The 24,948-nt window shown below is 38.3% G+C and carries 21 protein-coding genes and 1 rRNA gene; 13 read left to right on the forward strand and 9 right to left on the reverse strand.

All coding sequences use genetic code 11. The annotated features are described in order from the left end of the window. Positions 1 to 105: ribosomal RNA gene (gene rrf, locus ABH968_RS15085) — 5S ribosomal RNA — on the forward strand; the annotation flags it as partial. A gap of 407 nt (positions 106 to 512) precedes the next feature. Here rrf and ABH968_RS15090 read toward each other — a convergent pair. The 4 genes from ABH968_RS15090 to ABH968_RS15105 form a co-directional block, all read right to left on the reverse strand. Continuing rightward, on the reverse strand, positions 513 to 1,061 hold the full coding sequence (locus ABH968_RS15090) for a GNAT family N-acetyltransferase (RefSeq protein WP_370045166.1): 549 nt from the start codon (positions 1,059 to 1,061) through the stop codon (positions 513 to 515). 326 nt (positions 1,062 to 1,387) lie between these two features. Beyond that, positions 1,388 to 2,140: an SDR family NAD(P)-dependent oxidoreductase gene (locus ABH968_RS15095; RefSeq protein ID WP_370045168.1), complete on the reverse strand. Its 753-nt coding sequence runs from the start codon at positions 2,138 to 2,140 to the stop codon at positions 1,388 to 1,390. 311 nt (positions 2,141 to 2,451) lie between these two features. Beyond that, positions 2,452 to 2,901, reverse strand: coding sequence for a hypothetical protein (locus tag ABH968_RS15100; protein WP_370045170.1), 450 nt, complete (start codon positions 2,899 to 2,901; stop codon positions 2,452 to 2,454). Continuing rightward, a complete protein-coding gene (locus ABH968_RS15105; protein ID WP_370045172.1) occupies positions 2,891 to 3,160 on the reverse strand; it encodes a hypothetical protein in 270 nt (89 codons plus the stop codon). Before ABH968_RS15105 ends, ABH968_RS15100 begins: the two co-directional genes overlap by 11 nt. 542 nt (positions 3,161 to 3,702) lie before the next feature. Here ABH968_RS15105 and ABH968_RS15110 point away from each other — a divergent pair. Next, entirely contained in the window at positions 3,703 to 4,884 is a 1,182-nt protein-coding gene (locus tag ABH968_RS15110; RefSeq protein ID WP_370045174.1) for a PDZ domain-containing protein, read from the forward strand. Continuing rightward, on the forward strand, positions 4,884 to 5,123 hold the full coding sequence (locus tag ABH968_RS15115; protein WP_370045343.1) for a DUF2198 family protein: 240 nt from the start codon (positions 4,884 to 4,886) through the stop codon (positions 5,121 to 5,123). Before ABH968_RS15110 ends, ABH968_RS15115 begins: the two co-directional genes overlap by 1 nt. Before the next feature lie 52 nt (positions 5,124 to 5,175). Here ABH968_RS15115 and ABH968_RS15120 read toward each other — a convergent pair whose 3' ends face one another. Both ABH968_RS15120 and ABH968_RS15125 read right to left on the reverse strand, forming a co-directional pair. Beyond that, entirely contained in the window at positions 5,176 to 5,502 is a 327-nt protein-coding gene (locus ABH968_RS15120; protein ID WP_053483613.1) for an AzlD domain-containing protein, read from the reverse strand. After that, on the reverse strand, positions 5,499 to 6,230 hold the full coding sequence (locus ABH968_RS15125) for an AzlC family ABC transporter permease (protein ID WP_370045176.1): 732 nt from the start codon (positions 6,228 to 6,230) through the stop codon (positions 5,499 to 5,501). The genes ABH968_RS15120 and ABH968_RS15125 overlap by 4 nt, the downstream gene beginning before the upstream one ends. 124 nt (positions 6,231 to 6,354) lie before the next feature. Here ABH968_RS15125 and ABH968_RS15130 point away from each other — a divergent pair, with 124 nt between their 5' ends. From ABH968_RS15130 to ABH968_RS15165, 8 genes are all read left to right on the forward strand, one after another. Then, a complete protein-coding gene (locus ABH968_RS15130; protein WP_370045178.1) occupies positions 6,355 to 6,906 on the forward strand; it encodes a helix-turn-helix domain-containing protein in 552 nt (183 codons plus the stop codon). Between the two features lie 11 nt (positions 6,907 to 6,917). Then, entirely contained in the window at positions 6,918 to 7,547 is a 630-nt protein-coding gene (locus ABH968_RS15135; RefSeq protein WP_370045180.1) for a TVP38/TMEM64 family protein, read from the forward strand. A gap of 340 nt (positions 7,548 to 7,887) precedes the next feature. Continuing rightward, complete coding sequence (gene addB / locus ABH968_RS15140; RefSeq protein ID WP_370045182.1) at positions 7,888 to 11,397, forward strand: helicase-exonuclease AddAB subunit AddB; 3,510 nt, start codon at positions 7,888 to 7,890, stop codon at positions 11,395 to 11,397. 1 nt (position 11,398) lies between these two features. Continuing rightward, positions 11,399 to 15,115: a helicase-exonuclease AddAB subunit AddA gene (gene addA / locus ABH968_RS15145; RefSeq protein WP_370045184.1), complete on the forward strand. Its 3,717-nt coding sequence runs from the start codon at positions 11,399 to 11,401 to the stop codon at positions 15,113 to 15,115. 99 nt (positions 15,116 to 15,214) lie between these two features. Continuing rightward, the gene (locus ABH968_RS15150; protein WP_370045186.1) at positions 15,215 to 16,381 is read left to right on the forward strand and encodes a DUF418 domain-containing protein; all 1,167 of its coding nucleotides are present in this window, start codon (positions 15,215 to 15,217) and stop codon (positions 16,379 to 16,381) included. Between the two features lie 364 nt (positions 16,382 to 16,745). Further along, the gene (locus ABH968_RS15155) at positions 16,746 to 17,648 is read left to right on the forward strand and encodes a fumarylacetoacetate hydrolase family protein (RefSeq protein ID WP_370045188.1); all 903 of its coding nucleotides are present in this window, start codon (positions 16,746 to 16,748) and stop codon (positions 17,646 to 17,648) included. A 366-nt stretch (positions 17,649 to 18,014) separates the two neighbouring features. Next, a complete protein-coding gene (locus tag ABH968_RS15160) occupies positions 18,015 to 18,383 on the forward strand; it encodes a YisL family protein (protein ID WP_370045189.1) in 369 nt (122 codons plus the stop codon). A gap of 248 nt (positions 18,384 to 18,631) precedes the next feature. Then, positions 18,632 to 20,101, forward strand: coding sequence for an alpha-amylase family glycosyl hydrolase (locus ABH968_RS15165; RefSeq protein ID WP_370045190.1), 1,470 nt, complete (start codon positions 18,632 to 18,634; stop codon positions 20,099 to 20,101). Between the two features lie 93 nt (positions 20,102 to 20,194). On the opposite strand, the gene ABH968_RS15170 is transcribed toward ABH968_RS15165, so the two are convergent. Together ABH968_RS15170 and ABH968_RS15175 are read right to left on the reverse strand one after the other, a co-directional pair. Continuing rightward, positions 20,195 to 21,052: a DegV family protein gene (locus ABH968_RS15170; protein ID WP_370045192.1), complete on the reverse strand. Its 858-nt coding sequence runs from the start codon at positions 21,050 to 21,052 to the stop codon at positions 20,195 to 20,197. A 284-nt stretch (positions 21,053 to 21,336) separates the two neighbouring features. Continuing rightward, entirely contained in the window at positions 21,337 to 22,146 is an 810-nt protein-coding gene (locus ABH968_RS15175; RefSeq protein ID WP_370045194.1) for a Cof-type HAD-IIB family hydrolase, read from the reverse strand. A 121-nt stretch (positions 22,147 to 22,267) separates the two neighbouring features. Here ABH968_RS15175 and ABH968_RS15180 point away from each other — a divergent pair, with 121 nt between their 5' ends. Both ABH968_RS15180 and ABH968_RS15185 read left to right on the forward strand, forming a co-directional pair. Beyond that, positions 22,268 to 23,032, forward strand: a complete 765-nt coding sequence (locus ABH968_RS15180; RefSeq protein ID WP_370045196.1) for a prolyl oligopeptidase family serine peptidase — start codon at positions 22,268 to 22,270, stop codon at positions 23,030 to 23,032. 53 nt (positions 23,033 to 23,085) lie between these two features. After that, a complete protein-coding gene (locus tag ABH968_RS15185; protein WP_053596309.1) occupies positions 23,086 to 23,394 on the forward strand; it encodes a metal-sulfur cluster assembly factor in 309 nt (102 codons plus the stop codon). A gap of 865 nt (positions 23,395 to 24,259) precedes the next feature. Here ABH968_RS15185 and ABH968_RS15190 read toward each other — a convergent pair. Next, on the reverse strand, positions 24,260 to 24,946 hold the full coding sequence (locus ABH968_RS15190; protein WP_370045198.1) for a Crp/Fnr family transcriptional regulator: 687 nt from the start codon (positions 24,944 to 24,946) through the stop codon (positions 24,260 to 24,262). Between the last annotated feature and the right edge of the window lie 2 nt (positions 24,947 to 24,948).

Below are 24,948 nucleotides of genomic sequence, written 5' to 3' on the forward strand. Positions count from 1 at the left end.
TGGCAAAGAGGTCACACCCGTTCCCATACCGAACACGGAAGTTAAGCTCTTTAGCGCCGATGGTAGTTGGGGGCTTCCCCCTGTGAGAGTAGGACGTCGCTAGGCAAAATAATTTAGGTCGAGGATTTATTTCTCGGCTTTTTTATTTGCGATTTTTTAGTAAGTTAACCCAAATAATACTATAAAAATGGTTATGGTTCCTGCCAACTATCCAGCAGAGGTTGAGAAATGAGGAATCTTATCGTAAAAGCCATAGACGAAGGAGCAAAATATCGAGCGCCAGTTGATGAAGATGCAGGACCCGAAAAATTGTTCGTTTAGAATAAAGTTTGATTAAAAGTAATTCTTAAAGTCATTTTTATAATAAATGAAAAGAACGCACATGAACAAAGATAGATTTTAAATTTCCTAACCATTCGTTGCAATAACTTTTTTATATCAGAAAAATGACTTTTTCTTCTTAAGAGAGTGTGTACCAGAAACATCATCATTCTTGTCTACTTAATAAGAGCTTACTTTGCGTTTATAAAGTATACTAGTTGATCAGTCCATTTGTCGTCCTCGTATATGAATCCTTTCCTCGTGGATTCATAAACCATTCCAACACCTTCTGCTAACTTTATAGATGCTATATTATCAAGGTTTATGTGAGCTTCTATTCGATGATAATTTGATTTTTCAAACGCTAGATCAATGGCTGCTTTTACAGCCTCTTTACCATAACCTTGTCTCCAAAAGTGGTTATGAATTGTATATCCGAACCTGGCCCATTGAAATTCTTCCCTCATAATTGTCGAAAAGTCTATAAAGCCAATATGAGTATTATCTACTTCTCTAAACACTCCAAATACATATACCTTGTCATCCTCAGCCATCTGATGATGTTTAGTAACTAAATCACGAAACCATTCTTTCGTACAGATGCTCATATCTAATTTACCTTCATCGTATTTATGTTGAGAAGGTAAACGATTTTCATATTGGGTAAGCCAAGAAGAATAATCTCCCTCTTCTATTAATCGAATAACTAATCTTTCTGTTTCAGTTCTTATCCTATTCAATCGAACACCTCATCTCGAAATATTTCCTATTCTTATATAGAATATTCGATATAAGGAAATTATCTCCTTCTTATTAAACTAAACTGCAACGTTAGTTCAATAAGAAAAAAAGAGCTACACATGCAACTCATTGTTCTTCAAGTAAATTACCTCGTTAGCCATCCATGAAGCGCAAAAATCAGCTCTTCACCACAGAAAATGAAAGATGATTAAGTTCTTTCATGGGAGTTCAATAAAATGTATTGTACGAAAAACGTAAAGGATAGAAGATGTAATAGACATCTACTTACGAACTAAAAATTGCTAATAAAATTCCTGCTTTTTAATTATCTCCCACCACTAACATTCATAATTTCTCCAAGGATATAATTTGAAGCATCGGAAGAAAGGAAGGCAATTACCTCTGCTATTTCCATAGGGGTTGCAGCCCGTTTAATAGGTACAGATGCAGCCATACGCTCAAGTCGATTATCGCCAGGAGCAAATTTATCGTGAAAAGGTGTTTCTACCATTCCAGGTGCTACCCCATTCACGATAATTCCATATTCAATTAGCTCTCTGGACATTCCAATCGTCATAGTATTTATCGCCCCTTTAGCAGATGCGTAATGAATACTTTCTCCTGCCCCTCCAATACGTGCAGCCGCTGAAGATACATTAATAATTTTTCCGCCTTTTTTCGGAATCATATGTCTTAATACAGCTTGGGAGCATAAGAGAACACTATTTACATTTAATTTAAACGTTTCTTCCCATAGCTCTTCACTCATATCCATAAATGTACTTTGGCGGATGCCACCACCAGCGTTATTAACTAAAACGTCAATTGTGCCAAATGAAGAAATAGCTTGTTCAACCATTGAGTTTACTTCTTCTTTATTAATAACATCAGCTTGAATTGCAATGGCGTCTCCATCTTTTTCTTGAATACGTTGGACGGCTTCCATGGCACCCTTTACATTTGAATTATAATTAATAATTACTTTAGCCCCTTTAGATGCCATCAACTCGGCCGTGGCAAGCCCAATACCTGAGCTTGCGCCTGTGATGAGAATAACCTTCCCTGATAAGTTAGGCATAGCTTCCCTCCAAACAAAATGTTTTTAATAGTAATTCTACATTTTACATCGTTAAACCTTTTGAAGAAGATTTTATATATGAGAAAATGAGGCTTTTGTTAGATTACTAGTTAGCGTAATTCAGTGTTTCTTGTTGAAATAATCTGCCCCGTTAGCCATCCATGAAGCGCAAAAATCAGCTCTTCACCACAGAAAATGAAAGATGATTAAGTTCTTTCATGGGAGTTGAATAAGAAAAGATGGGATCTCTGTGGAATCCCGTCTTGAAGTAAAGCACCCGCTAGTTGAACAACGTAAATAGTTTTATAAAATTAACGGCTTATAAGTGATGAAAAATCATAAAAAACATTTAATACATCATCACCTAATGGATGGGCAATGCCTTGAGTTTTTAAAGGTAATATTCCTTCCTTTTCAAGTTGTTGCAGATATTTTAGAAATTCTGTATAAATAGCTTCGATATACTCTTTCAGCTTAAATTGATATTTAAATATACCATCTGGACAATGGCTTATATGTTCAATAAAAAGGTTTGTACCACCACTGGAAAATATATAGTAATCATAGTTTCCGTGACAATCCAATTTTGCCTCACTGATTTCTCCCTTATATAGAGAGGAAAGAGTTGAGAAAAAGTGTGGGATTGCTACAAAACCTATACCTGATTTAAAACTAAATAACTGTGTGTCACTCGAAACGTCAAATCGAATATCTCCACCACTGAAACAAATATCAATAAAACATTTATAATTAGAATTCATAAAATCTATCTCCATTAACATTTTTTGATACTTTTTTGTGAGTTAAAGGTTTTTCTGGTCGGTTAGGGCAATATTTGCAATTAGGGTCACTACATTTTGATTCAGTCCAACTATTACATTTAGGGCAAAAATAAGTATCAAAATCATCGTAATATACTAAATTAAACTTGCATTTAGAACAATATTTTTCTTGTTCAATTTGACCATAAAATTCAAAGTCGTCGATTATCACTTTTTCATACTTTTCTACTATTTTCATAAATATACTCCTGTAAATTATTCAATCCATATTTATGTAATTAATAACTATATTAACATATATTATTCATTCATTTGTTTTAAATATTTACAATTTCCTAACCTGCATCTTCAGTTAAATAAAAAACTTTAATCTCCAACACGTAAAACGCTGGAGGTTTTCGTATTACAAAATGTTTTTCGATAGACTTAAGAACTTCTTCATTTTCAGGTAATGAAACTGTTTCTATAGCTTCATCAAATGATAAGCATTGATAATCGCTATGTTCAAAACCCGCCCTTATCCTTTGTTTTATGTAATATACTCTATTCTAAAAAATCCTCCTTTTTTACAATGCTACACCCGTAGCGGAAATTAGCGTCTTCTAAGTGTATAAAAATGGTAAATAACACGCCTGCAACGTTAAATTTAATCTGTGACATCCGCTGAATACGATAAAAAAATAAGAATAGAAAGCTTTCTACTAGATTGTACTACGCAAGAGTGTAGACGTTTGATACAATAAAATCATAGTATTCAAGATAGAAACGGCGGGTGTTCGTATGGTTAGTGATATATTAATAGAAATTGTAACAGCGATTGGCCGCTTTTTAATCAACCCATTAATGTATATCGCAATTTTATTTGCGATTTTATTAGGTTATAGTCGTGTAAAGCAGGAGCGTAAATTTTTTAATAGACGTATTATTTGGGGTTGGACAGAGCTAATTGGTCAATGGAAATATGGTTGGCTAAATGCCCTTCTCATTTCACTAATAAGTGTTGGTTTAGGTTTAACAGTGCCTAAAGCTTTTTTAATGATTTTAATCGCTATTTCTGCGTTGGCACTAGTATTGTTCTTCATTAATGCACTTTCACCTATTTATACGATGGGGATTGCGACGTTAGCAATAGGGTTGATGTATCAATACAATTGGACATTTTCTTGGTGGAAAGTCTCTTTAGAAGGTGTAAATTTATTAGATGGTTCCATTATAACGATTACGATTTTAGCAGGTCTATGTGTAATTGCTGAGGGCATGTTAATTCGTCGAACAGCAATGAAGGTAACGACACCGCGAGTTGAAAAGACGAAGCGGGGTATGCAGGCAATTGTCTATCGTTCAAGAAATGTATGGGTATTGCCAATTTTCTTTGTAATACCTGGTAATGTTATTCCGGTTGATTTTCCATATTGGCCACAATTTACATTAGGAGAGAGTTCCTTTGCACTTGTACTATCTCCACTTGTTATAGGCTTTTCAAAGCTTACTAGAAAAGAATTACCGGCATTGAGATTGGCTAAAATCGGCCGATCCGTGCTAATACTAGGACAGTTCATTTTAATTGGTGGACTCGCAGCTGCCTTGGAGCCATTCATCGGCTTTATCACGTTGGCAATTGGTGTAGTGATTCGTATCATTATTTCAATCTACTATGCACTGCAAGATAAAACGGACATTTATGCGGTTGCACCAAGTTCAAAGGGCGCTATTATTGCGGCAGTCTTACCTGATTCACCAGCTGAAAAAATGGGCTTACTGGCAGGGGAATGTATTCGGAAAGTAAACGGTCAAGCCATTTTTACTGAAAATGATTTATACGAGGCTTTGCAATTAAATGCTGCTCATTGTCGTCTAGAAGTAGTAGATCGTAACAATGAAATACGCTTAACACAGCATGTTATATATATCAATGATCATTATCGTATTGGATTATTACTAGCTGAGCCGAGGGATATATGATGGATGTTTTCGGGAAAATGATGTTAGCGTTATTTTTACCAGCATTACTCGTATTATTGTTTACTAGAATTACGTATAATCGGTATGTTGCATTAATATTGGCAATTGCGCTTATTGCGGCCTCTGTCTATGCAGGTCATACTTCGCCACCTACTCTATTCGTAATCGATGCATTTTCGTTAACAGTAGGCTTTTGGCTAGCAAGTAAAATGAAAAAAAACAAAGGTGATTTTAATTAATATAAAAGGTCAGTCCAAAGTGATAGCTTTCTCACTTTTAAGACTGACCTTTTTACATGAAAAATCTTACGGCTGCCATAATGATAACCCCTGCTACAACTGTAATGGATAAGCTTTTGGTAACAAGTGCAATCATAAGCGTTGGCACAAATGTAATAAATACAGGCCAATTGAGTGTAACAATTTTTCCGTTGTCAGTATCCAATAAGTTTTCGATGACAAGAGCACTCAAAATACAAACTGGGATAAAGCTTAGCCATTTTAATACAACCTCTGGTAGCTGCACATTTCGGACGAATATAAAAGGAATAACACGTGGTAGCCAGGTTACAAGTGCACAGCCAATGATGAGCCATACCATAGTAGCAGTTGTCGTCATTTATCTGTCACCACCCCTATAGTTGCTACAATAACTGTTGAAAGAAGAACAGCTACATGCGAAGGTACAATATAAGAAAGACCATACATAATGACAACCATATAGCCGATTAACATAAGATAATGTATGATTTTACCTTTGCCTATACTGCTAAGCTGGAGAACAAGAAGTGCCACAAACATAGCAATCAATGCGAAATCTAAACCCCATTTTTCGGGGTTTGCTACCCATTGACCTAAATATGCGCCAGCTACACAAGAAAGAATCCAAAATGAGTAAGCCGTTATATTCAGCCCATCCATCCATTTGCCATGTAGCTTACCGGTTTGCATTTGCTTTGTAACAGCTACACCAAATGTTTCGTCCGTCAATAGTGTGCCGAAACCAACATTTCTTAGCATGGAATAATGTGTGAAATGAGGAGCTACTGTTAAACTCATTAATAAATGGCGTAGATTTACAACAAAAATGGTTATAATAATAGCAGAAGCAGGGCTATTCGTTAAAAGAAGTGCACAAAAGATAAATTGTGCGGAGCCTGCATAGATGAGTATAGTTAAAAGCGCAATTTCGAGTACAGATAGTCCTGAAGCGGAACCTACAACACCGAAAGCGAGTCCTATACTAATATAACCAAGTAAAGTGGGAACACAATCTTTAACGCCTTGTAAAAAGCTATCGTCTGGCGTGTTTGCTGTTTCATTTTGAAAATCGGTTGTACTTGTCATAAATAAATCGTCCTTTCTTAAAAATTTCCATGTATACTAATGATGGAATAGTCTGATTGTTCTTGGTGTTTATTAAAGTATACATATGTCTGATAAAATAAACAATAGAAATTGGTGAATAAAAATGGAGCAAATGAGTCGAAATTTAGCATTTCAATTAAAAAAGATCCGGCAACAACGTCATTTAAGCTTAGACGATGTTGCCAAAGCTACAGGGGTAAGTAAAGCGCAACTTGCACAAATTGAAAAAGGGGAGGCAAATCCTACAGTATCAACGATTTGGAAAATTGCTGCGGGAATGCGTACTTCATTTTCTTCGTTATTACAATCACCAACAGCACACTTCATGAAATATAGTAGTAAGGATGCGCCACGTGTAGATGAAGATGAGGGGCGATATCGTGTGTATTCCATTATTCCTTATAATCCAGATCGTGGCTGGGAACTTTATAGGGTTGAAATGGAGCCCGGTGCTTTCAGTAGAAGTGAAGCCCACACAGAAGGGGTAGAGGAAACTGTGACTGTAATCCAAGGGCAGGCCATTATTTCTGCTGGGGAGATGCATGAATTACTAGAAGAAGGGGATACACTAGTATTCTCAGGACATCAGCCGCATGAGTATAAAAATACTTCGGAAAAGTTAACGGTTTTACATTTAATTTTGCAATATAAATAGAGGTGTCGATTTTGAGTGAATGGTTTACTGTAGACAATATTGAGCATATTGCGGCACAATATCGAACGCTTGGCCCGGTCATTGGTTTATTATTAACGTTTATAGAGGCGTTTTTTCCATTTTTACCTTTGGTCGTTTTCGTTGTCGCCAATGCGACCGCATTTGGTTTATGGTTAGGTTTTTTATTATCCTGGCTAGGATCTGTAGCTGGTTCATATGCAGTATTTTTACTTGTCCGACATTTTGGCAAGCATCGAAAGCTTCGATTTGTAACAGGCAGTAAAAAAGTAGAGAAGCTAATTAAATGGGTAGATATGAATGGTATTAGTCCTCTATTCGTGTTACTTTGTTTTCCTTTTACACCCTCAATCATTGTAAACATTGTAGCGGGGCTATCCCATATTCATAAAAAGTATTATTTTGTGGTGTTATTGGCTGGGAAGTTCGTTATGATTTTAGGAATGAGCGTACTTGGTTACGATTTGAAGTCGCTCCTAACAAGCCCTGTAAGACTGATTATTGCGGCTGTTGCGATTGTCTTGCTTTGGTGGATCGGCAAGTTTATAGAGAAACGATTAAACGCACGTGTAGAAAGAGACTTAAAACATGCGCGAAAATTAACGAAAAATCATCAACGTTGAAAGTTGAATATGCACATCTTACCCCTTTTATCATGTAAAATGAGAGAAGGGATTTTTTTATCTTCATTCATAAAGGTAAGGCAATGCAATGCTCGAGTAACGTGGAGCAGCGCTTAGATAAAACATTAAAATGCACAGTTAGAGTAGCGAGACGCTCGGGTCAATGAGAAAATCGCTCAGGTGGGGTCGCAAAGTGATCGGGTCAATGAGAAAACTGCTCAGGTAGACCAGCAAAGTGATCAGATCTAAGAAATAGCCGCCCATGCTGAGTAGCAAAGCCCAAGATATTTATACGACTAACATTTTTTTAAATAGATTATTAACAGGAGGAGAAAAGTACATGACATTGCGTATTGTATCAGGACGTTCAGGAACGGGTAAATCAACGTTTATTCATCAAGAGATTGTCGAGCAACTAAAATCAGATCCGTTAGGTCATCCAATTTTTGTGATTGTGCCTGACCAAATGTCTTATTCAACGGAGTATGAGCTTACGAATAAGCATGGCTTGCATGGCTTAATCCGTGCGCAGGTCATGACATTTAAACGATTAGCATGGCTAGTATTACAGGAAACGGGTGGTATTGCTCGAAAAGAAGTAAATGGCTATGGCTATCGAATGCTTATCCGCAAACTTTTAGAGGAACAAAAAAGTGAGTTTTCATTATTTCGACAAGCAGCTGGGAAAAGAGGCTTTACGGAGGAAATTGAAACGCTATTACGAGAGTTTAGTCGTTATAGTGTAAATAGTTCGGTGCTAGCTGAAGTGTCAGCGTCTTTGCAGGCCATTGATGCGCCTAATACATTGCAAGCAAAGACGAATGATTTACAAGTAGTTTTACAAGTTTTGGAGGAACGCCTTGGCACAACGTATGTCGATAGTGAGGGGTATTATCCGATTTTAACCGAGCAACTAAAATACTCTGAGACGATGAAGCAGGCGTCGATTTATATAGATGGTTTTACAGCATTTACTGTAAGAGAATTAGAGCTTGTAAAAGAGTTATTGAAGGTGACAAAACAGGTAACGGTAGTTCTTCCCTTTGATCATATCGAAGAAGTTTATGATGAGCAGTCTTTATTTCATGAAGCCGCTTCAACGAACCAACGTTTACACGATATTGCATATGAAGAAGGCATTGAAGTAGCAGCACCATTGCACTTCTACAATACGCATCGTTTTCAATCTGGTGATTTACAGCATATGGAAAATCACTTTGCTGATATGGTGCCTCAAACGGAAGAAACATCAGGTGATGTAAAGGTACTTGAAGCATCAAATCGACGTGCAGAGATACATGCCATTGCCCGGGAAATAACAAGGCTGACAAGAGAGAAGGGGTATCGTTATCAAGATATAGTACTTCTTTATAGACAAGCAGAAGTCTATGACCCGCTTATTTCAACAATTTTCCAGCAATATGAAATTCCTATTTTTGCAAATACGAAAAAGACGATGCTACATCATCCTTTAATTGAACTTAGTCGATCTGCTTTAGAGGTTATTACTTCTAATTGGAAATACGAACCAGTTTTTCGTAGTGTAAAAACAGATCTATTTTTCCCGTTACATGCTGAGCTAAATGTTTGGCGAGAGCGTGCGGATCGTTTAGAAAACTACTGTTTAGCCCAAGGCGTCTTTGGCGAGCGTTGGTTTGAGGAAGCTCGATGGTTTTTCAAAAAGTATCGTGGACTTGAATTTCATTCACGCGTGCAAACAGACGAAGAACGTGCCATGCAGGCAGAAATCGAGGCCATTCGTGACGAAATTCGTCAGCCGCTTAAATCATTACAGGACAAGCTGGAAGTGGCGACAACAGGTAGAGATGTAGCGACAGCTTTATTTGAGTTGATTGAGCGTTTAAATGTTTATGAAAAGCTTCAAGCAATGAAAGACCGTGAACTTGATCGAGGAGATGCATTAGCTGCAAGTGAACATGACCAGGCTTGGAAAGAATGGATTGCAGTGCTCGATCAATTTGTTTATATGTTTGGTGAGCAAGAGATGACCGTGGAAGAAGCGGCGAAAATTTTAGATGAGGGCTTTGATACATTAGAATTTTCGCGTATCCCGCCTACATTAGATGAGGTCATGGTAGCGACAGTTGATTTAGCTCGTTTATCGAATATAAAAGTCGCATTTGTTTTAGGGATGAATGATGGAGTCTATCCAACTCGTATGGATTATGAGGGATTGCTGTCAGATACCGAACGTGAATGGTTTGGTCAAATTGGTTATGAGCTTGCTCCAACATCTAAAAATCGTTTACTGCAGGAAAATTTCTTGCTATATCGTGCTTTAACGACGCCATCCGATAAATTATATATGTCCTATCCAACGGCAGATGAAGAGGGCAAGGCGCTACTGTCTTCACTCTATATAAAGAAAATTATCGGCAATGATAAAACGGCTGGCCTTTTGAGTGGTGTCAAGGTCGAGCGAGTTGTCATTGATCCAATTGAACTACTGGATGAAAGTGCTTTACCGTATTTACGCCATCCACGTACAGCTTTAGCGCATTTAATGGTGCAAAAACGCCAAGCTGAACACAGCCGCGAGCTTGCGCCAGAGTGGCTCGCTTTACAAAAATTTTATAAACAGGACCCTTATTGGGCACTTATTTATGAACGAGTTTTATATCCAATTACGCATAAAAATGAGGCAGAGCCATTAGAAAACTACATCACTCAGGAATTATATGGCCAAAAGCTAACATCTAGTGTGTCTCGTATTGAGAAATATTTCCGTTGCCCGTTTTCGCATTTTACAACGTATGGGCTTCATCTTGAAGAGCGGGCAGAGTACAGACTAGAAACATTTGCAATGGGCGATTTATTCCATGAGGCATTGAAATGGATTACTGAGGAGACACACCGTCTGCAACTATCATGGATACGTTTAACAAAGCAGCAAATTAAACAATTAGCACGACAAGCCGTTGAGCAAATCGTGCCGGTATTTTCACATCAAATCTTACTGTCAAGCGCACGTTATCGCTACATTCAACGCAAGCTTATTCGTATTGTCGAGCGAACAATGACGGCACTTACGCAGCATGCGAATGTATCTCACTTTAAACCAATTGCCATTGAGGCATCATTTGGACCGGGACAAAATGAACAGTTACCACCACTTGAAATTGATTTAACAGATGGTAAGAAAATGTTTATGCGAGGTCGTATTGATAGGGTGGATAGTGCGTCTATTGATGACCGCTCTTATTTACGGATCGTCGATTATAAATCATCAGCTCGTGATTTAGATTTGAATGAGGTTTACCACGGATTGTCTCTGCAGGTACTAACGTATTTAGATGTGGCTATGGAAAATTCTTCTTATTGGCTACCGGGTGAGGCGGAGCCAGCCGGGGTTCTTTATGTACATGTCCACAATCCAATGCTAAAGCTTGATAAGGATTTAAGCGACAGCGAAATTGAGGAAGACCGTTTAAAACAATACAAAATGAAAGGTCTCTTGTCCGAAAATGCAGAGTCGATTTTATCGATGGACGAGCAATTAGAGGAATCGAGCGGGCATTCAAAAATTATTCCTGTCTATATGAAGAAAGACGGGACACCATCAGAATCTCAGTCACGTATTGTACCTGTTAATGATATGAAAAATCTACAGCATTTTGTGCGGCGCAAGCATCAAGAGGCTGGTAATGGAATTTTAGCAGGGGATACCTCCATTAGTCCTTATAAACTTAAAACAAAAACAGCATGTGACTACTGTCAATTTACAGCTGTTTGTCAATTTGATCCATCTGATGGCAAGCAAGGTTATCGTCAGTTACAGCAAGCAAAACCGAATGATATCGTTGAGAAAATTCGGAAGGAGATGAAGTAAGTTGGTACAAAAAATACCCGAAAAGCCAGCGCAAGTGACGTGGACTGACGACCAGTGGAAGGCCATCTATGCAAGCGGTCAGGATACACTTGTATCGGCTGCGGCAGGCTCTGGTAAAACGGCAGTGCTTATTAATCGCATGATTGAAAAGGTAGTTGCGATAGAGAATCCCATCAATGTGGACGAGTTACTTGTCGTAACATTTACCAATGCATCCGCTGCTGAGATGCGTCACCGTATGGCGGAGGCACTTGAAAAGGCTATTGCAGAAAATCCAACTTCCAACCATTTGCGACGCCAGCTAAGCCTAGTCAATAAAGCACAAATTTCAACGCTGCATTCCTTCTGTTTAGCCATTGTTAAGCAGTATGCCTATATGTTAGATATTGACCCAGGCTTTCGTATAGCGAATGAGGCAGAGGTTGCGTTGTTAAGGGACGATATATTAGCAGAAGTATTAGAAGATGCTTACGATTCTGAGGATGAGGCTCAGGTTCAAGCAATCTACCGTCTTGTTGATAGCTTTACGTCGGATCGTGATGATCAGGCTATCGAAACATTAATAAGCAAGCTTTATGATACGTCTCGTGTTCATGCAGAGCCTCAAAAATGGCTTCGTAGTCTACCAGAGACATATGACTTAGCAGCGGACGTAACCATTGATGATTTAGAGCTGTCGAAATATGTGAAGTTAACAGTCAAGCATAGTCTTGAGGAGGCATTCGTATTAATTTCTGAAATGCGTGCCATTACGCTACAGCCCGAGGGACCTGCACCATATGCTGAAACCGCAGAAATGGATTTTGCCATGATTCAGGAAGGCATTCGCATTAGTCGTGAAGGAACGTGGCAGGAACTCTTTGATTATTTTGGTATGGTGAAATGGTCAACGTTAAAGCGTGTATCAAAGGATGCTTTAGTGGATGTGGAGCTACAAGAGCTTGCCAAGAAAAAACGTGAAGCAGCTAAAAAAATTGTGAACAAGCTGAAAGAGACTTTTTTCATTCGGACTCCTGCACGCTTGCTTGAAGAGATACGATTAATGGGTCCGACGATAGGAACATTAGTCGAATTGACAAATGTTTTTAGTGAACAGTTCCGCATGGCAAAATTAGAACGAGGAATTATTGATTTCTCGGATTTAGAGCATTTCGCATTGCAAATTTTAACAGTAGAAGTCGAAGGCGAGCTACAATCTTCACCTGTTGCTCTAGATTTGAAACAACGTTTTAAAGAAGTACTTGTTGACGAATACCAAGATACAAATATGCTACAAGAAACAATATTGCAGCTTGTGAAAACAGGTAGTGAGCAAGAGGGAAATCTTTTTATGGTTGGGGATGTAAAACAAAGCATCTACCGTTTCCGTTTAGCAGAACCGAAGCTTTTTATGCGAAAGTATAGTGAGTTTCTAGAGGACCCAGATTTAACGGGAATGCGTATAGATTTAAACGCTAACTTCCGTAGTCGAAAAGAAGTGTTGAACGCTACAAACTATGTATTTGCACAAATTATGGGTGAGCGGGTCGGAGAAATTCTTTATGATGAAAATGCTTCACTAAAGCCAGCAGCACCATACGATGATAAAGAAGTTCCGGTAGAGCTAGTCATCATGCATCCTCCTCAAGAAGAGGCGCTGGACGAAGAGACAGAAGATAGTGCAAGCGACGCCTCGGAATTAGAGGAATTAAAAAAATCACAGTATGAGGCACGTTTTATCATTGAACGTATTCGGCAGATGATGGAGGATGGGACAACCGTATTCGATACAAAAACGAAGACAGAACGTCCATTAAAATATAGTGATATTGTGATTTTAATGCGTTCAATGACATGGTCAACAGATTTAGTAGAGGAATTTAAGCTTGCGGGAATCCCTCTCTATGCGGAGTCCTCCAAAGGGTATTTTGATGCGATTGAAGTCATGATTATGCTGAATGTATTAAAGGTTGTCGATAATCCATATCAGGATATTCCTTTAGCCTCGGTGCTACGCGCTCCATTTGTTGGCTTAACAGAAAATGAGCTAGCAAAAATACGGCTAGCAGATACAAAAGCGCCATTCTATGATGCATTAAGGCAATTTATTCGAAGTGATGGACATGGTGTGCAATCTGACACTTTTGTGAAGCTTCAACGATTTATGCTAGCATTTGAAAACTGGCGAGATTTAGCACGACGAGGTTCACTGTCAGATTTAATTTGGAAAATTTATTTAGACACGCATTATTATGAGATGGTAGGGGCGATGCCAAATGGTAAGCAGCGTCAGGCCAACTTACGTATTTTACATGACCGTGCTTTAATGTATGAGAAAACAGCCTTTCGAGGACTATTTCGTTTTTTACGTTTTATTGATCGCATGCGTACGCGTGGAGATGATTTAGGAACAGCAAAATCGATTGGAGAAAAGGATGATGTTGTCCGACTTGTAACTATCCACTCTTCAAAAGGCTTGGAATACCCTGTTGTCTTTGCTGCAGGGATGGGGAGACCGTTTAATAAAATGGATTTCCACAATTCGTATTTATTCGATCAAGATTTTGGCCTTGCAGTGAAGGCAATTGATCCCGAAAACCGTATTACGTATACATCCCTACCATTTTTAGCTCTGAAGGAGAAAAAGGAGCTTGAAATGCGTGCTGAGGAAATGCGTGTATTATACGTAGCAATGACACGTGCGAAGGAGCGACTTATTTTAGTAGGCTCCGTGAAAAATTGGAGTAAAACGCTTGATAACTGGCAGGATGCACAAAATTTGCCGGTGGATGTTCCACTACAGGAGTATTTACGCGCGAGAGCTAATAGCTACTTTGATTGGCTTGGACCTGCAGTTGCTAGACATGCAGATTTTGCTTCAATTGCTAACTCCTCCTATAAGGCACCTGAAGATGTATCGCATTGGTGGGTACGTGCAATTGAAACAAGTCATTATGCGTATGACATACAGGCGTTGGAGGATGAGGTACAGCAATTGCTAGAAACGCCAGAGGATGAATCTTTACTGTCGGAAATTACGATGCGCTTTCAAGCACAGTATGCATTTCAAAAATCAACACAAAAACGCTCCAAAACATCTGTTAGTGAAATTAAGCGTTTAGAAAATCTACAGCGGCAGGAGGAGCCTGAATATTACTTTTCAGCACCTTCAAAGCAAAAAACAACAACCATTGCGCCCCGTCCAACCTTTTTACAGGACAAACAGCTGACAGGTGCAGAAATAGGAACAGCTGTCCACACAGTTATGCAGCATGTACCTCAAAACGGCTTTACGAATGTACAGGAGGTTAAGGAGTTTGTCGCTAATTTAGTGGCAAGGCAGCTTCTGACCGAGTCTGAGGGGAAGGTTGTTCCATGGAAAAAAATATATAACTTCTTTACGACAGACATTGGACAACGCTTTAAAAATGCAAAAACAATTCGGAGAGAGCTGCCATTTACGATTAGTAGAGTAGATGAAGATGGTGACGCTCAAATTGTTCAAGGTATTATTGATTGCTTATTTGAGGATGAAAATGGTGAATGGATCTTGCTTGATTATAAGACAGATCGTATCCAATCACATTTTGCTGAGGAGCCAGCGCTAACGAAGGAACTCTTAAATCGATATGGTGTCCAGCTCAGAGTTTATAGTGAGGCGATTGAATCTATCCTTCAAATTAAAGTGAGTGATAAGGTTCTATATTTATTTGATATTGAACGGGCTTTACAAGCATAAGTGAACGCGGTGAAAACAGGGCTATCTGATATAGTTTTCAGATAAGGGAATGAATGTTAGAGAGTCCTGTTTTCCCATATACATAGAGGAGGCTATTTTGTGGAGTTAAAACCGACAATGTTGCAGGAACGCATCGCAACATTAGATATTTTACGTGGTATTAGCTTACTAGGCATTTTACTCGTTAATATGTTTGCCTTTTATTTGCCAATGCCCTATATTGATTTGGCATCATGGTTTACAACACCGTCAGATATGGTGTGGCATCAAAATTTAGATATTTATGTACAAAGTAGCTTTTATCCACTGTTTGCCATGTTATTTGGCTATGGACTCGCTATGCAATGGCAGAAAGCACAAAGTCGTGAACAAAATTTTTATGCGATAGGGCTGCGAAGACTTTCTGTATTATTTGTATTTGGTTTGCTACATGCTGTGCTCATTTGGTGGGGCGACATTTTGATGATGTATGCATTTTGCGGCATTTTTTTAGTGCTATTACTACGTCTACATCCATTTTGGTTATTGTCAATCGGCATTATGATTAGCGGTGCCATGCAAGCTTTTATGTTATTTATAGTAGGATATATTAATTTTAATACGAAAATTGATGAGTATTTAGATATTACTTCGGTAGAGCAGGCAATCACTGCTTATGGAACAGGGAGTTGGATTGATGCATTTATGCAACGCTTAACCGATTTATCTGTTCAGGCAGGGATTGGCATGTGGTTTGTGGCATTATTTACAATTCTACCATTTATGTTAATCGGTGCCGCAGCGTCTAAATGGCGTTTAGTAGAACGAGCGAAGGAACTCAAATGGCTATGGCTGGCACTAGCAATAACTGGGTTAGCAATTGGTATTTTTATTAAAAGCTCACCGATCATGTTTACGCGTACGTATTTATTAGACTACTTAAAAGTATACATAGGTGGTCCAATTTTAGCAGTAGGCTATACTGGGCTTATTGTTTTACTTTGTTTACTTCCAGTTGTACCAAAATTGCTTAGTCCTTTTGCGAAAATAGGGCGTATGTCGCTAACGATGTACATCCTTCAATCGATTATTGGAACATGTCTATTTTATCAATTTGGATTTGGCTGGTATGGCAAAGTAAGCGTCGCAACAGGCGTGCTAATTGCCGTCAGCATTATTATTGTACAAATGGTTGTGGCAGAAATTTGGCTAGCGAAATGGCAACAAGGTCCGTTAGAGGCTTTATGGCGCAAGTTAACTTATAAGGCGAAAACGAAAGCAATTTAATTGTTTTCAGCGTGCCGGCAACATATAGTTAATGAATACGTCTTGTATTATAAGAATAATTAATCGTGATTTGGCTCATTATCAAAAGTTGGGATAGCATTTGTTAAAACGTATGTTAGTTGATTGTAGTGGAGGATGGGCGACTTCTTGGGGATCAGCGTCACAGATGAGACCCTGGAGCGAGCAACGCGAGTGAAGCGGCTCATCGGACGCCCCTAGGAAAGCGCCCATCCGGAACGAAAATCAACCCACGTTATGGTGATGAGCCCACGACTTAATAGGAATAAAAATAGTTTTCGTAAAAGTAAGGCAATTTCTATAATTTTGTTGTATTATGTAAAAAAAAGAAGGAGCTCTGAAAATCATGAAAATTTTATCGTTTAAATTAGGTGGACATGTAAGCTTTGGACCAAAAGTAAAAAAAGAAGAAGCGGTATGGGATGTACTCGCTATTCAAAATGAACTTCAAGTTCTCCCTTCTTTTTCAAGTTCAATTGTAGATGGCATTGCTCTAGGCTTTGATTTTGTTGAACAGATTCGTAAATTAGTAGAAGCCGCTGAAAAATCAGATCGCGCTAATAGCTTCAAACGTGAATTTACAGCGATCGAGTGGTTATCACCGATTCCACGTACACCAAAAAACATTATGTGTATTGGGAAAAACTATGATGAACATGCTAAAGAAATGGGTGCAGAGGCAGCTCCAACAGATTTAATGGTATTTACAAAATCTCCGACTGCTATTGCTGCTGATGGCCAAACAATATCTATCCATGCCGATCTTTCATCTAAAATGGATTATGAAGGCGAATTAGCTGTTGTCATTGGTAAACGCGGTAAAAATATTCCGAAAAACTTAGCATACGATTATGTATTTGGCTACACGATTGCCAATGATCTAACAGCTCGTGATTTACAAGAAAAACATAAGCAATTCTTCTTAGGAAAAAGCTTGGAAGGAACTTGTCCACTTGGACCTTACCTTGTAACAAAAGATGAAATTCCGAATCCACAAGATTTAACAGTGGTAACAAAAGTGAATGATGAAGTACGTCAAAACGGCTCAACAAAAGATATGATGTTCACTGTAGAATCATTAGTATCGATTTTATCTCAGCATGTAACATTAGAGCCAGGTGATGTTATTTTAACGGGTACTCCAGCGGGTGTTGGTAAAGGCTTGAATCCGCCACAATTCTTAAAAGCTGGTGATACAGTGAAAGTGTCCATTCAAGGCATCGGTACTTTAGTGAATCATTTTGAATAATTTTTTCAAATCCGCGTGAGTTTACCTCCGCGGATTTTTAACTTCTTTCAGCGGGTGTCCAAAGTCTAAGAACGCCACGTCCTGTGGCATTACCGAAATGACCCCATCATGTCGGCCCTCATGCAGGTCTAAGCACAAAGCCGATTCCGGACGCATTGTTTATCTGCGCGACAGCGGCAAATGTTTTCTGCGCGAAAGCAAAGCGTCAGCGGCAAATGTTTTCTGCGCGAAAGCAAAGCGTCAGCGGCAATTATACCGTGGCGTAATTGATGTATATTATATGAACACTATTGTAATGTTTGAAACCCTTTCCAACACATGGTAGGATAGAGTTTGATAGAAAAAAGAATATGAGGTGGGACAATAATGAGTTTCTTAACTAGCCAAACGCATTTGCATATTACTACTTGGGTAGTTGCAATCGTAATCTTTTTAATTGCAGCATTAATGGGCAAGCAGTCAAAAGGCTTACATATGACATTACGTTTATTCTACATTTTAATTATCATTACTGGTGGGGCACTATTCATTAAAGGTATGGATTTTAATATGGGTATGCTCTACGGCTTTAAATTCCTAGGCGGTATTTTAGTTATTGGTATGATGGAAATGGTATTAGTCCGTAAAAAGAAAAATAAACCAACTGGCATGTTTTGGATTTTATTTGCAGTATTCTTATTGATTACATTGTTCCTAGGCTTCAAATTACCAATGGGGCAAGATTTCTTAGCATAATTATTTGGAAAGGTCGTGAAGTTTTCGCTTCACGGCTTTTTATTTGGGGGGGAAGATGCAATCGCTTAGGTTGCTTGAAAAACTGATCGGCTCCCCTGATCAAGCAGCCGAATGTATTTAAAGGAGAAGTTGACACCTTTTTGCCGTAATTAATTTTGCATTTTCGGAAAATATTTTGAAATGATAGCGACGTGACTATTTTATTTGGTAAAATGACGATGGATTGGTTTGAAAGAGAGGGAATAAAAGTGAAATTTAAGAAGTGGATGAGTGCGACAGCTGCATCGCTCTTACTAGCAACTTCATTAGTGAGTGCAACACCAGTTGCACATGCTGATGAAGCGTCGACAAGAACGATTGCAGAAGAAAGCATCTATGATTTACTCGTTGACCGTTTCTTTAATGGTTCGGGCACTAACGATTTTGATACAAATACGAAAGACCCTACTAAGTTTGCAGGAGGCGATTTTGCAGGTTTACAGGATAAACTAAAATTTATCGGAGAGATGGGCTTTACAATCGTTTCTATTGGTCCGATTTTTGCCACTGAAAAATATGATGGATCGATGCCGACGAGCTACTCTACAATTGAGCGTCATTTTGGGACATCTGAGGAGTTTCAAAGTGTCATTGAGGCCTATAAAGCTAAAAATGTATCGATCATGGTTGATTTCCCACTAAACAACGTAAGTCCGAATCATGAGTGGGCACAAGATCCAGCGAAAAAGGATTGGATTGCCTCAACAAATAATGGACAAGTACAGTGGGACTTAACAAACAAAGATGTACAAGAAGCACTTATTAAATCAGCAACAGATTTTGTTTCTACATATGATGTTGGTGCGGTGCGTTTAACAAATATTGCTGGTGCCGATACAGAATTTATTAATGCAGTGATTAAGGCATTAAAAGATACGAAAAAATCGCTCTATGTGATTTCTAATGAAGAAAGTGACGCAAATTTCGATGCAAGCATTTCACCGGCTACGGCTGATATTTACCGTAATATCTTTAAAAATGTTGATATGGATTCTTCTAAGTTGATGGAACCTTTTACAGGTGAGAAACCAACTCAGATTATGGTTGATTCGCTAGAAACGCGTCGTTTTACATTTGATTCTGCAGCAGAAAATATGTTCCCACCAACGCGTTTGAAAATGGCGATGGGTGCTTTATTTATGATGCCGGGAATTCCAGTTGTGCAATATGGTACAGAAATTGCGATGAACGGGGAAACAAAGCCAGATACGCACCAAATTTTCAACTTTAAAACAGATGAAGAATTGATCGATTATATTAAAAATGTTCAATCTTTACGTAATAAATCTGAGACATTACGCAACGGTGATTTTGAAGTTATTACAAATGAAAATGGCCTACTTGTATTTACACGTACATCCGATAAAGAGAAATGGGTCATCATGGTTAACAATACTAGTAAAACACAACGCGTTGATTTAACACCTGCTCAGCTTGGTGAAGGTAAAATGCTTAATGGTATTTTACATCAAGAAAAAGTTCGTATTAATGAAAAAGACGTTTATCCGGTTATTTTAGATCGTGAAATGGTAGAGATTTATCAAGTTAGAAATGATGAAGGTTTAAATGTATCTTATATGGTAGCACTAGGATTAGTATGGGTAATATTCATAGGATTTGTAGTTGCTATTATTAGACGAGGTAAAGTAAGACGTAATGAACAAGATGCTCTAAAATAGAGGGAGTTTTTCATCCCTCATTGATTTTACGGGCAGTTCATAAGGTTAAAATGCTAAACCCCCTCAACACTTTTAAGTGCGGAGGGGGTTTTGTTAAGCTTGATAGCTTTTATTCGTAAAGAAGATGGCAATTGTACCTGGGCCTACGTGTGAGCCGACAGCTGAACCGATCATTGTTACTTGAATGGCTCTTGGTGAAAATTTTTCTTGGATAGAAGCCTTTACTTCGTTGGCAAAGTTCGCATCATCACTATGGCTAATACCAACAATTTTATCAGAAAAATTATCACCGCGCTCCTGCATTAAATCTAACATGCGAGCGATGGCTTTTTTGCGTCCGCGAGATTTTTCAATCGGCACAAGCTTACCATCCTCTACATTTAAAATAGGTTTAATGCTTAGGAGCCCTCCAAGAAATGCGCTTGCCTTTGATACACGCCCACCTTTAGCGAGGTAATCTAAATCCTCTACCGTAAATAAGTGCTCCATTTGTGGGGTAAGTGCTGTAATTTTTGCTTCGATTTCCTCTAATGAAGCACCTGCATTTCGGAGTCGAACGGCTTCTACTACTACTAGACCAAAACCTAGCGAAGCACATTTTGAATCGATGATAGCTAATTTAAGGGATGGATATTGCTCCTGTACTTGATTGCGAATCATGACCGCAGTATTATAGGTGCCTGATAATTCTGAAGAAAAGGCAATGTAGATTCCTTCTTCTTCATTTTTCGCTAAATCTTCGAAATGCTTGAGAAAAAGCTCTGGTGATACTTGGGATGTCTTTGGGCGAGCACCTTGGCGAATAGCATCGTAAATTTCTTTGGAATCAATCGAAATGACATCATCATATTCATTATTGTTCAAATGCACTCGAAGTGGAAGAAGTTCAATATTGTTTTCTTCGTAGTAAGACTTTGGTAAATCACATCCACTATCAGTAAAAATTTTCATCATTTGTCCCCCTAATTTAACGTTCTTTTAACTCTATATGAGAAGTTTTCAAATACCTATACTACATAATAGGTGAACAAGTGTCGAGCTTTCACTTTCCACTCTATATTTCTAAATAAATGTTATATAGATATATTATCATATCGAGTTTCATTATAATTGCAACCCAGGAATAGTGATGTATTTTTAATTTTATTCAAAAAGTACCCATTGAAGGATAAAGGGTATACCTGAATAAAGTTAAACTGAAAAAATGGGATATTTATTTTGAAATCACTACTTAACTAGGATAATTTCAAGCGATCGATGAGTATTTTAGCGATTCCATCGTCATTATTGGTTGTCGTAATTTCATTGGCAATATTTTTTAACGAAGGAATGCCATTGCCCATAGCTACACCAATGCCGGCATAATCAATCATTTCTAAATCGTTATCTTCATCACCGAATGCAATAATACGCTCGCGAGGGATACCTAAATCTTTTGCTACATGAGCGATTCCCACTGCTTTATTTAAGCCGCGGCGAACAATTTCAATAATGTGAAGTGGCGCACCCCAGCGACGATGTTCAATGACCTCTGCATGAACAGCCTGTAAATGATCGCGAATAATCATTGAATTTATTTCGTTAGCTTGAATTAGTAAACTAGTAGGGTTATCAAGTAAATGGGTATAGAGATCCCCAAGAGTAATTTTTGGATTCCCCATATTAAAAATATTTAATATCCGTTCATCCTCTGTATGCACATAAATATCGTCTTTAACCTCCGCAATAATATTTTCATATTCATAGCTATTGATGGATTCGACGACATTATGCACAACGCCTAAATCAATAGGAGTATGCATAGTCTGCCAAGCAGCATTTTTTGGGTTGTGGACGTAGGCACCATTAAAATTCACGATGGGCGTTGTAAGGCCAAGCTCGTGATAGTATATATCACTCGCACGATAAGGACGACCTGTAGCAATCATAACTTGATGACCTTGTTCCTTTGCCTGCAATAATGTTTTTTTAGTGTTGGCTGAAATTTGTTGTTGGTCCGTTAATAACGTACCATCTAAATCTAAAACGATTAAATGCGGTTTCATAGCTTATTGCCCCTTTCCTATAATTTGAATAGTATCGCTTTGTAAACCATTCGTCAAAATTTTGTCACATGGAGAAAAGTTTGCTAACATAAGGATTAGACAAAAGTTGGGAGTGACAAAGATGATTGTTGAGAAAGAAACGTGGGTAAATATTCCATTATTACATATACATACAGAAAATATGAATGAAAAAACCCCAGTAGTGATTTTTTTACATGGCTTTATGAGTGCAAAAGAACATAACTTACATTATGCATATCAATTAGTAGGCAACGGGGTGCGTGTCCTATTACCAGATGCAAAATTACATGGTGACCGTAGTGAAGGCCTATCTGAGATGAAAATGAGCTTACATTTTTGGGATATTGTTTTAAATTCTATTCATGAAGTTGAACAATTATATAATGAATTAAAGAATAAAAAATTATTAGTGAATGATAACATTGGCATTGCTGGTACATCGATGGGTGGAATTGTAACATCAGGTTGTTTAAAGCGTTATGATTGGATTAAAACAGCAGCATTATGCATGGGTGCACCAGGGTTTCTTAAATTAGCAGAGTATCAATTACAGCAATTCGCTAAAAGCGGTGTGAATTGGCCAATGTCCGAAGAAGAAGTACAACAAACGAATGAGCTTCTAGCTAAATATGATGTAAGTCTAACACCAGAAAAATTCGCAGGACGACCTGTGTTATTTTGGCATGGGGAATTAGATAAAACCGTTCCTTTTAATGAAACGTATAATTTTTATTTAACTTTACGCAAATATTATGAAACAAATCCAGAAGACTTAAAATTTTTAGCTAATAAAAGAGCGGGCCATGCTGTGTCACGAGACGGTATGTTAGCAGCAACTGAATGGCTTGCACAGCATTTGGCATAATAAGATGCATCTGCTATGATTAGGTTAACACTGTGACGGAAGGAGAAATACAAATGGATCAAGATATGAAAGACAGCATGTTCGGTGCATTAGAAAATGTAATTGACCCTGAGCTTGGTATTGATATCGTCAACTTAGGTTTAGTATATGATGTAGAGTTAGATGAAGAAGGTGTAGCAACCGTTACAATGACACTAACGTCTATGGGCTGCCCAATGGGACCTGTGATTGTTGATCAAGTGAACACAGCATTAGGTGAGCTTCCAGAGGTAAAAAGTACAAATGTCAACATTGTATGGAATCCACCGTGGTCAAAAGATAAAATGTCACGCTATGCAAAAATGGCATTAGGTGTACGCTAAGTCCACTTAATGCACAATAAAAATCCTCGCTTGCAACAGTAAGCGGGGATTTTTGCGTCGAAAAACTATTGTGCCAATCAAATTAAGGTGTCATATAAAAATATGGCTCTTCGGCAAAACGAGGGGTTGATTTCCGTTCCGGCTGGGCACTTTGTTGTTGCTGTCGCTACGCTTTCGCACAGATAAAACAATTGCTGACGCTTCGCTTTCGCACAGATAAAACAATTGCTGACGCTTCGCTTTCGCACAGAGCAAAGCTTCCTGGGGGCGTCCGATGAGCCGCTTCGCTTTGCTCCAGGGTCTCATCTGTGACGCTGATCCCCAAGGAGTCGCCCAGCCTCCACTCCAATCAACCACTTCTCTTAGAATGTATCTTCTGGCATGTTACTTTAATTTATAGCGATAAAACGAAACTTCAGCAAGAAGTGTTTTGTACGGAAGTGAAGTGTCAGCAACAAGAAGTATTTTGTGCGAAAGTGAAGCGTCAGCAAGATCAGGTGTACAATAGCATTACTGTTATAAGTTTCTTCTGTTTGATTATGGTGAGTAGCCATAGCGTTCACTTTTGAAAACAAATAAAATTTATAAAAGTTCTACGCTAACGCTGATTGGAGTGGAAGGCTACTCGACTCCCGTGGGAAAGCGAGACAGGCGAGACCCTGCACGGAGCGGATGTTTTCTGTGCGAAAGCGGAGCGACAGCAACAACAGCGGAGGAAGCAGCTCGACGCTCGCCCACAGGAAAGCGAGTAGCCTGGAACGGAAATCCCCCTCATTTAAAGATTATAATATTCATAATGATTTCCTTGACCATTATATGAAATCCCCGCTTATAGCTCATAAGCGGGGATTTTGCGTGTAGCGTATTAATCGATACGACATATTTGTAACGGACAATTCTCACAGGCGATTTCATTCTTTAAAAATTGTAGATCGTGAATGGTAATATAACCTTTTTCGAACGATATGATATTGTGCTTCTTTAAGTCATTAAGCATGCGATTAATCATCTCTCTACTCGTCGCACATAAATTAGCGATTTCTGTATTTGTTAACGGTAAGTCAATATAAATAGTGTCATTTTCTAAAGGATTACCATAAGTATTCGAAAGACGGATGAGTGTTGAAAATAAAGCGCCCTTTTTACCATTTAAAACTAAATCGCGCAAACGACTTTGATGCTTTAAATTTTCTGTTTGTAACCACTTCATATATTCCACCATTAAATCGGGTTGTTCCACTAGTAAAAGTTCCAATGATTCACGGCTTAGAACATATAAACTGGAGGGCTCTAATACTTTAGCAGTCATGGAATTATACGTAAGGTTACAAAATAATGAGCCTTCTCCAATAATACTATCTGGACCACAAATACGAATGGTTAGTTCCTTCCCATTCTCCGTTTCCTGACTAATCGAGATAGCTCCTGTTTTTATATAATAAATTTCTTTCGCACGTTCGCCCTCTAAAAAAATTTTACTATCCTTATTTACTTTAATAAAAACACCGTGCTTTTGAAAAAGATTGTGAAATTTCTCTTGCATATTGTTCATTA

This window comes from Lysinibacillus sp. RC79 (assembly GCF_041262405.1).
Taxonomy (GTDB): domain Bacteria; phylum Bacillota; class Bacilli; order Bacillales_A; family Planococcaceae; genus Lysinibacillus.

Coding starts and splice junctions, on each gene's coding strand:
- ABH968_RS15095 (WP_370045168.1), bottom strand. CDS start 2,140: ATGCCTAACTTATCAGGGAAGGTTATTCTCATCACAGGCGCAAGCTCA.
- ABH968_RS15100 (WP_370045170.1), bottom strand. CDS start 2,901: ATGAATTCTAATTATAAATGTTTTATTGATATTTGTTTCAGTGGTGGA.
- ABH968_RS15105 (WP_370045172.1), bottom strand. CDS start 3,160: ATGAAAATAGTAGAAAAGTATGAAAAAGTGATAATCGACGACTTTGAA.
- ABH968_RS15110 (WP_370045174.1), top strand. CDS start 3,703: ATGGTTAGTGATATATTAATAGAAATTGTAACAGCGATTGGCCGCTTT.
- ABH968_RS15115 (WP_370045343.1), top strand. CDS start 4,884: ATGGATGTTTTCGGGAAAATGATGTTAGCGTTATTTTTACCAGCATTA.
- ABH968_RS15120 (WP_053483613.1), bottom strand. CDS start 5,502: ATGACGACAACTGCTACTATGGTATGGCTCATCATTGGCTGTGCACTT.
- ABH968_RS15125 (WP_370045176.1), bottom strand. CDS start 6,230: ATGACAAGTACAACCGATTTTCAAAATGAAACAGCAAACACGCCAGAC.
- ABH968_RS15130 (WP_370045178.1), top strand. CDS start 6,355: ATGGAGCAAATGAGTCGAAATTTAGCATTTCAATTAAAAAAGATCCGG.
- addB (WP_370045182.1), top strand. CDS start 7,888: ATGACATTGCGTATTGTATCAGGACGTTCAGGAACGGGTAAATCAACG.
- ABH968_RS15155 (WP_370045188.1), top strand. CDS start 16,746: ATGAAAATTTTATCGTTTAAATTAGGTGGACATGTAAGCTTTGGACCA.
- ABH968_RS15160 (WP_370045189.1), top strand. CDS start 18,015: ATGAGTTTCTTAACTAGCCAAACGCATTTGCATATTACTACTTGGGTA.
- ABH968_RS15170 (WP_370045192.1), bottom strand. CDS start 21,052: ATGAAAATTTTTACTGATAGTGGATGTGATTTACCAAAGTCTTACTAC.
- ABH968_RS15175 (WP_370045194.1), bottom strand. CDS start 22,146: ATGAAACCGCATTTAATCGTTTTAGATTTAGATGGTACGTTATTAACG.
- ABH968_RS15180 (WP_370045196.1), top strand. CDS start 22,268: ATGATTGTTGAGAAAGAAACGTGGGTAAATATTCCATTATTACATATA.
- ABH968_RS15185 (WP_053596309.1), top strand. CDS start 23,086: ATGGATCAAGATATGAAAGACAGCATGTTCGGTGCATTAGAAAATGTA.
- ABH968_RS15190 (WP_370045198.1), bottom strand. CDS start 24,946: ATGAACAATATGCAAGAGAAATTTCACAATCTTTTTCAAAAGCACGGT.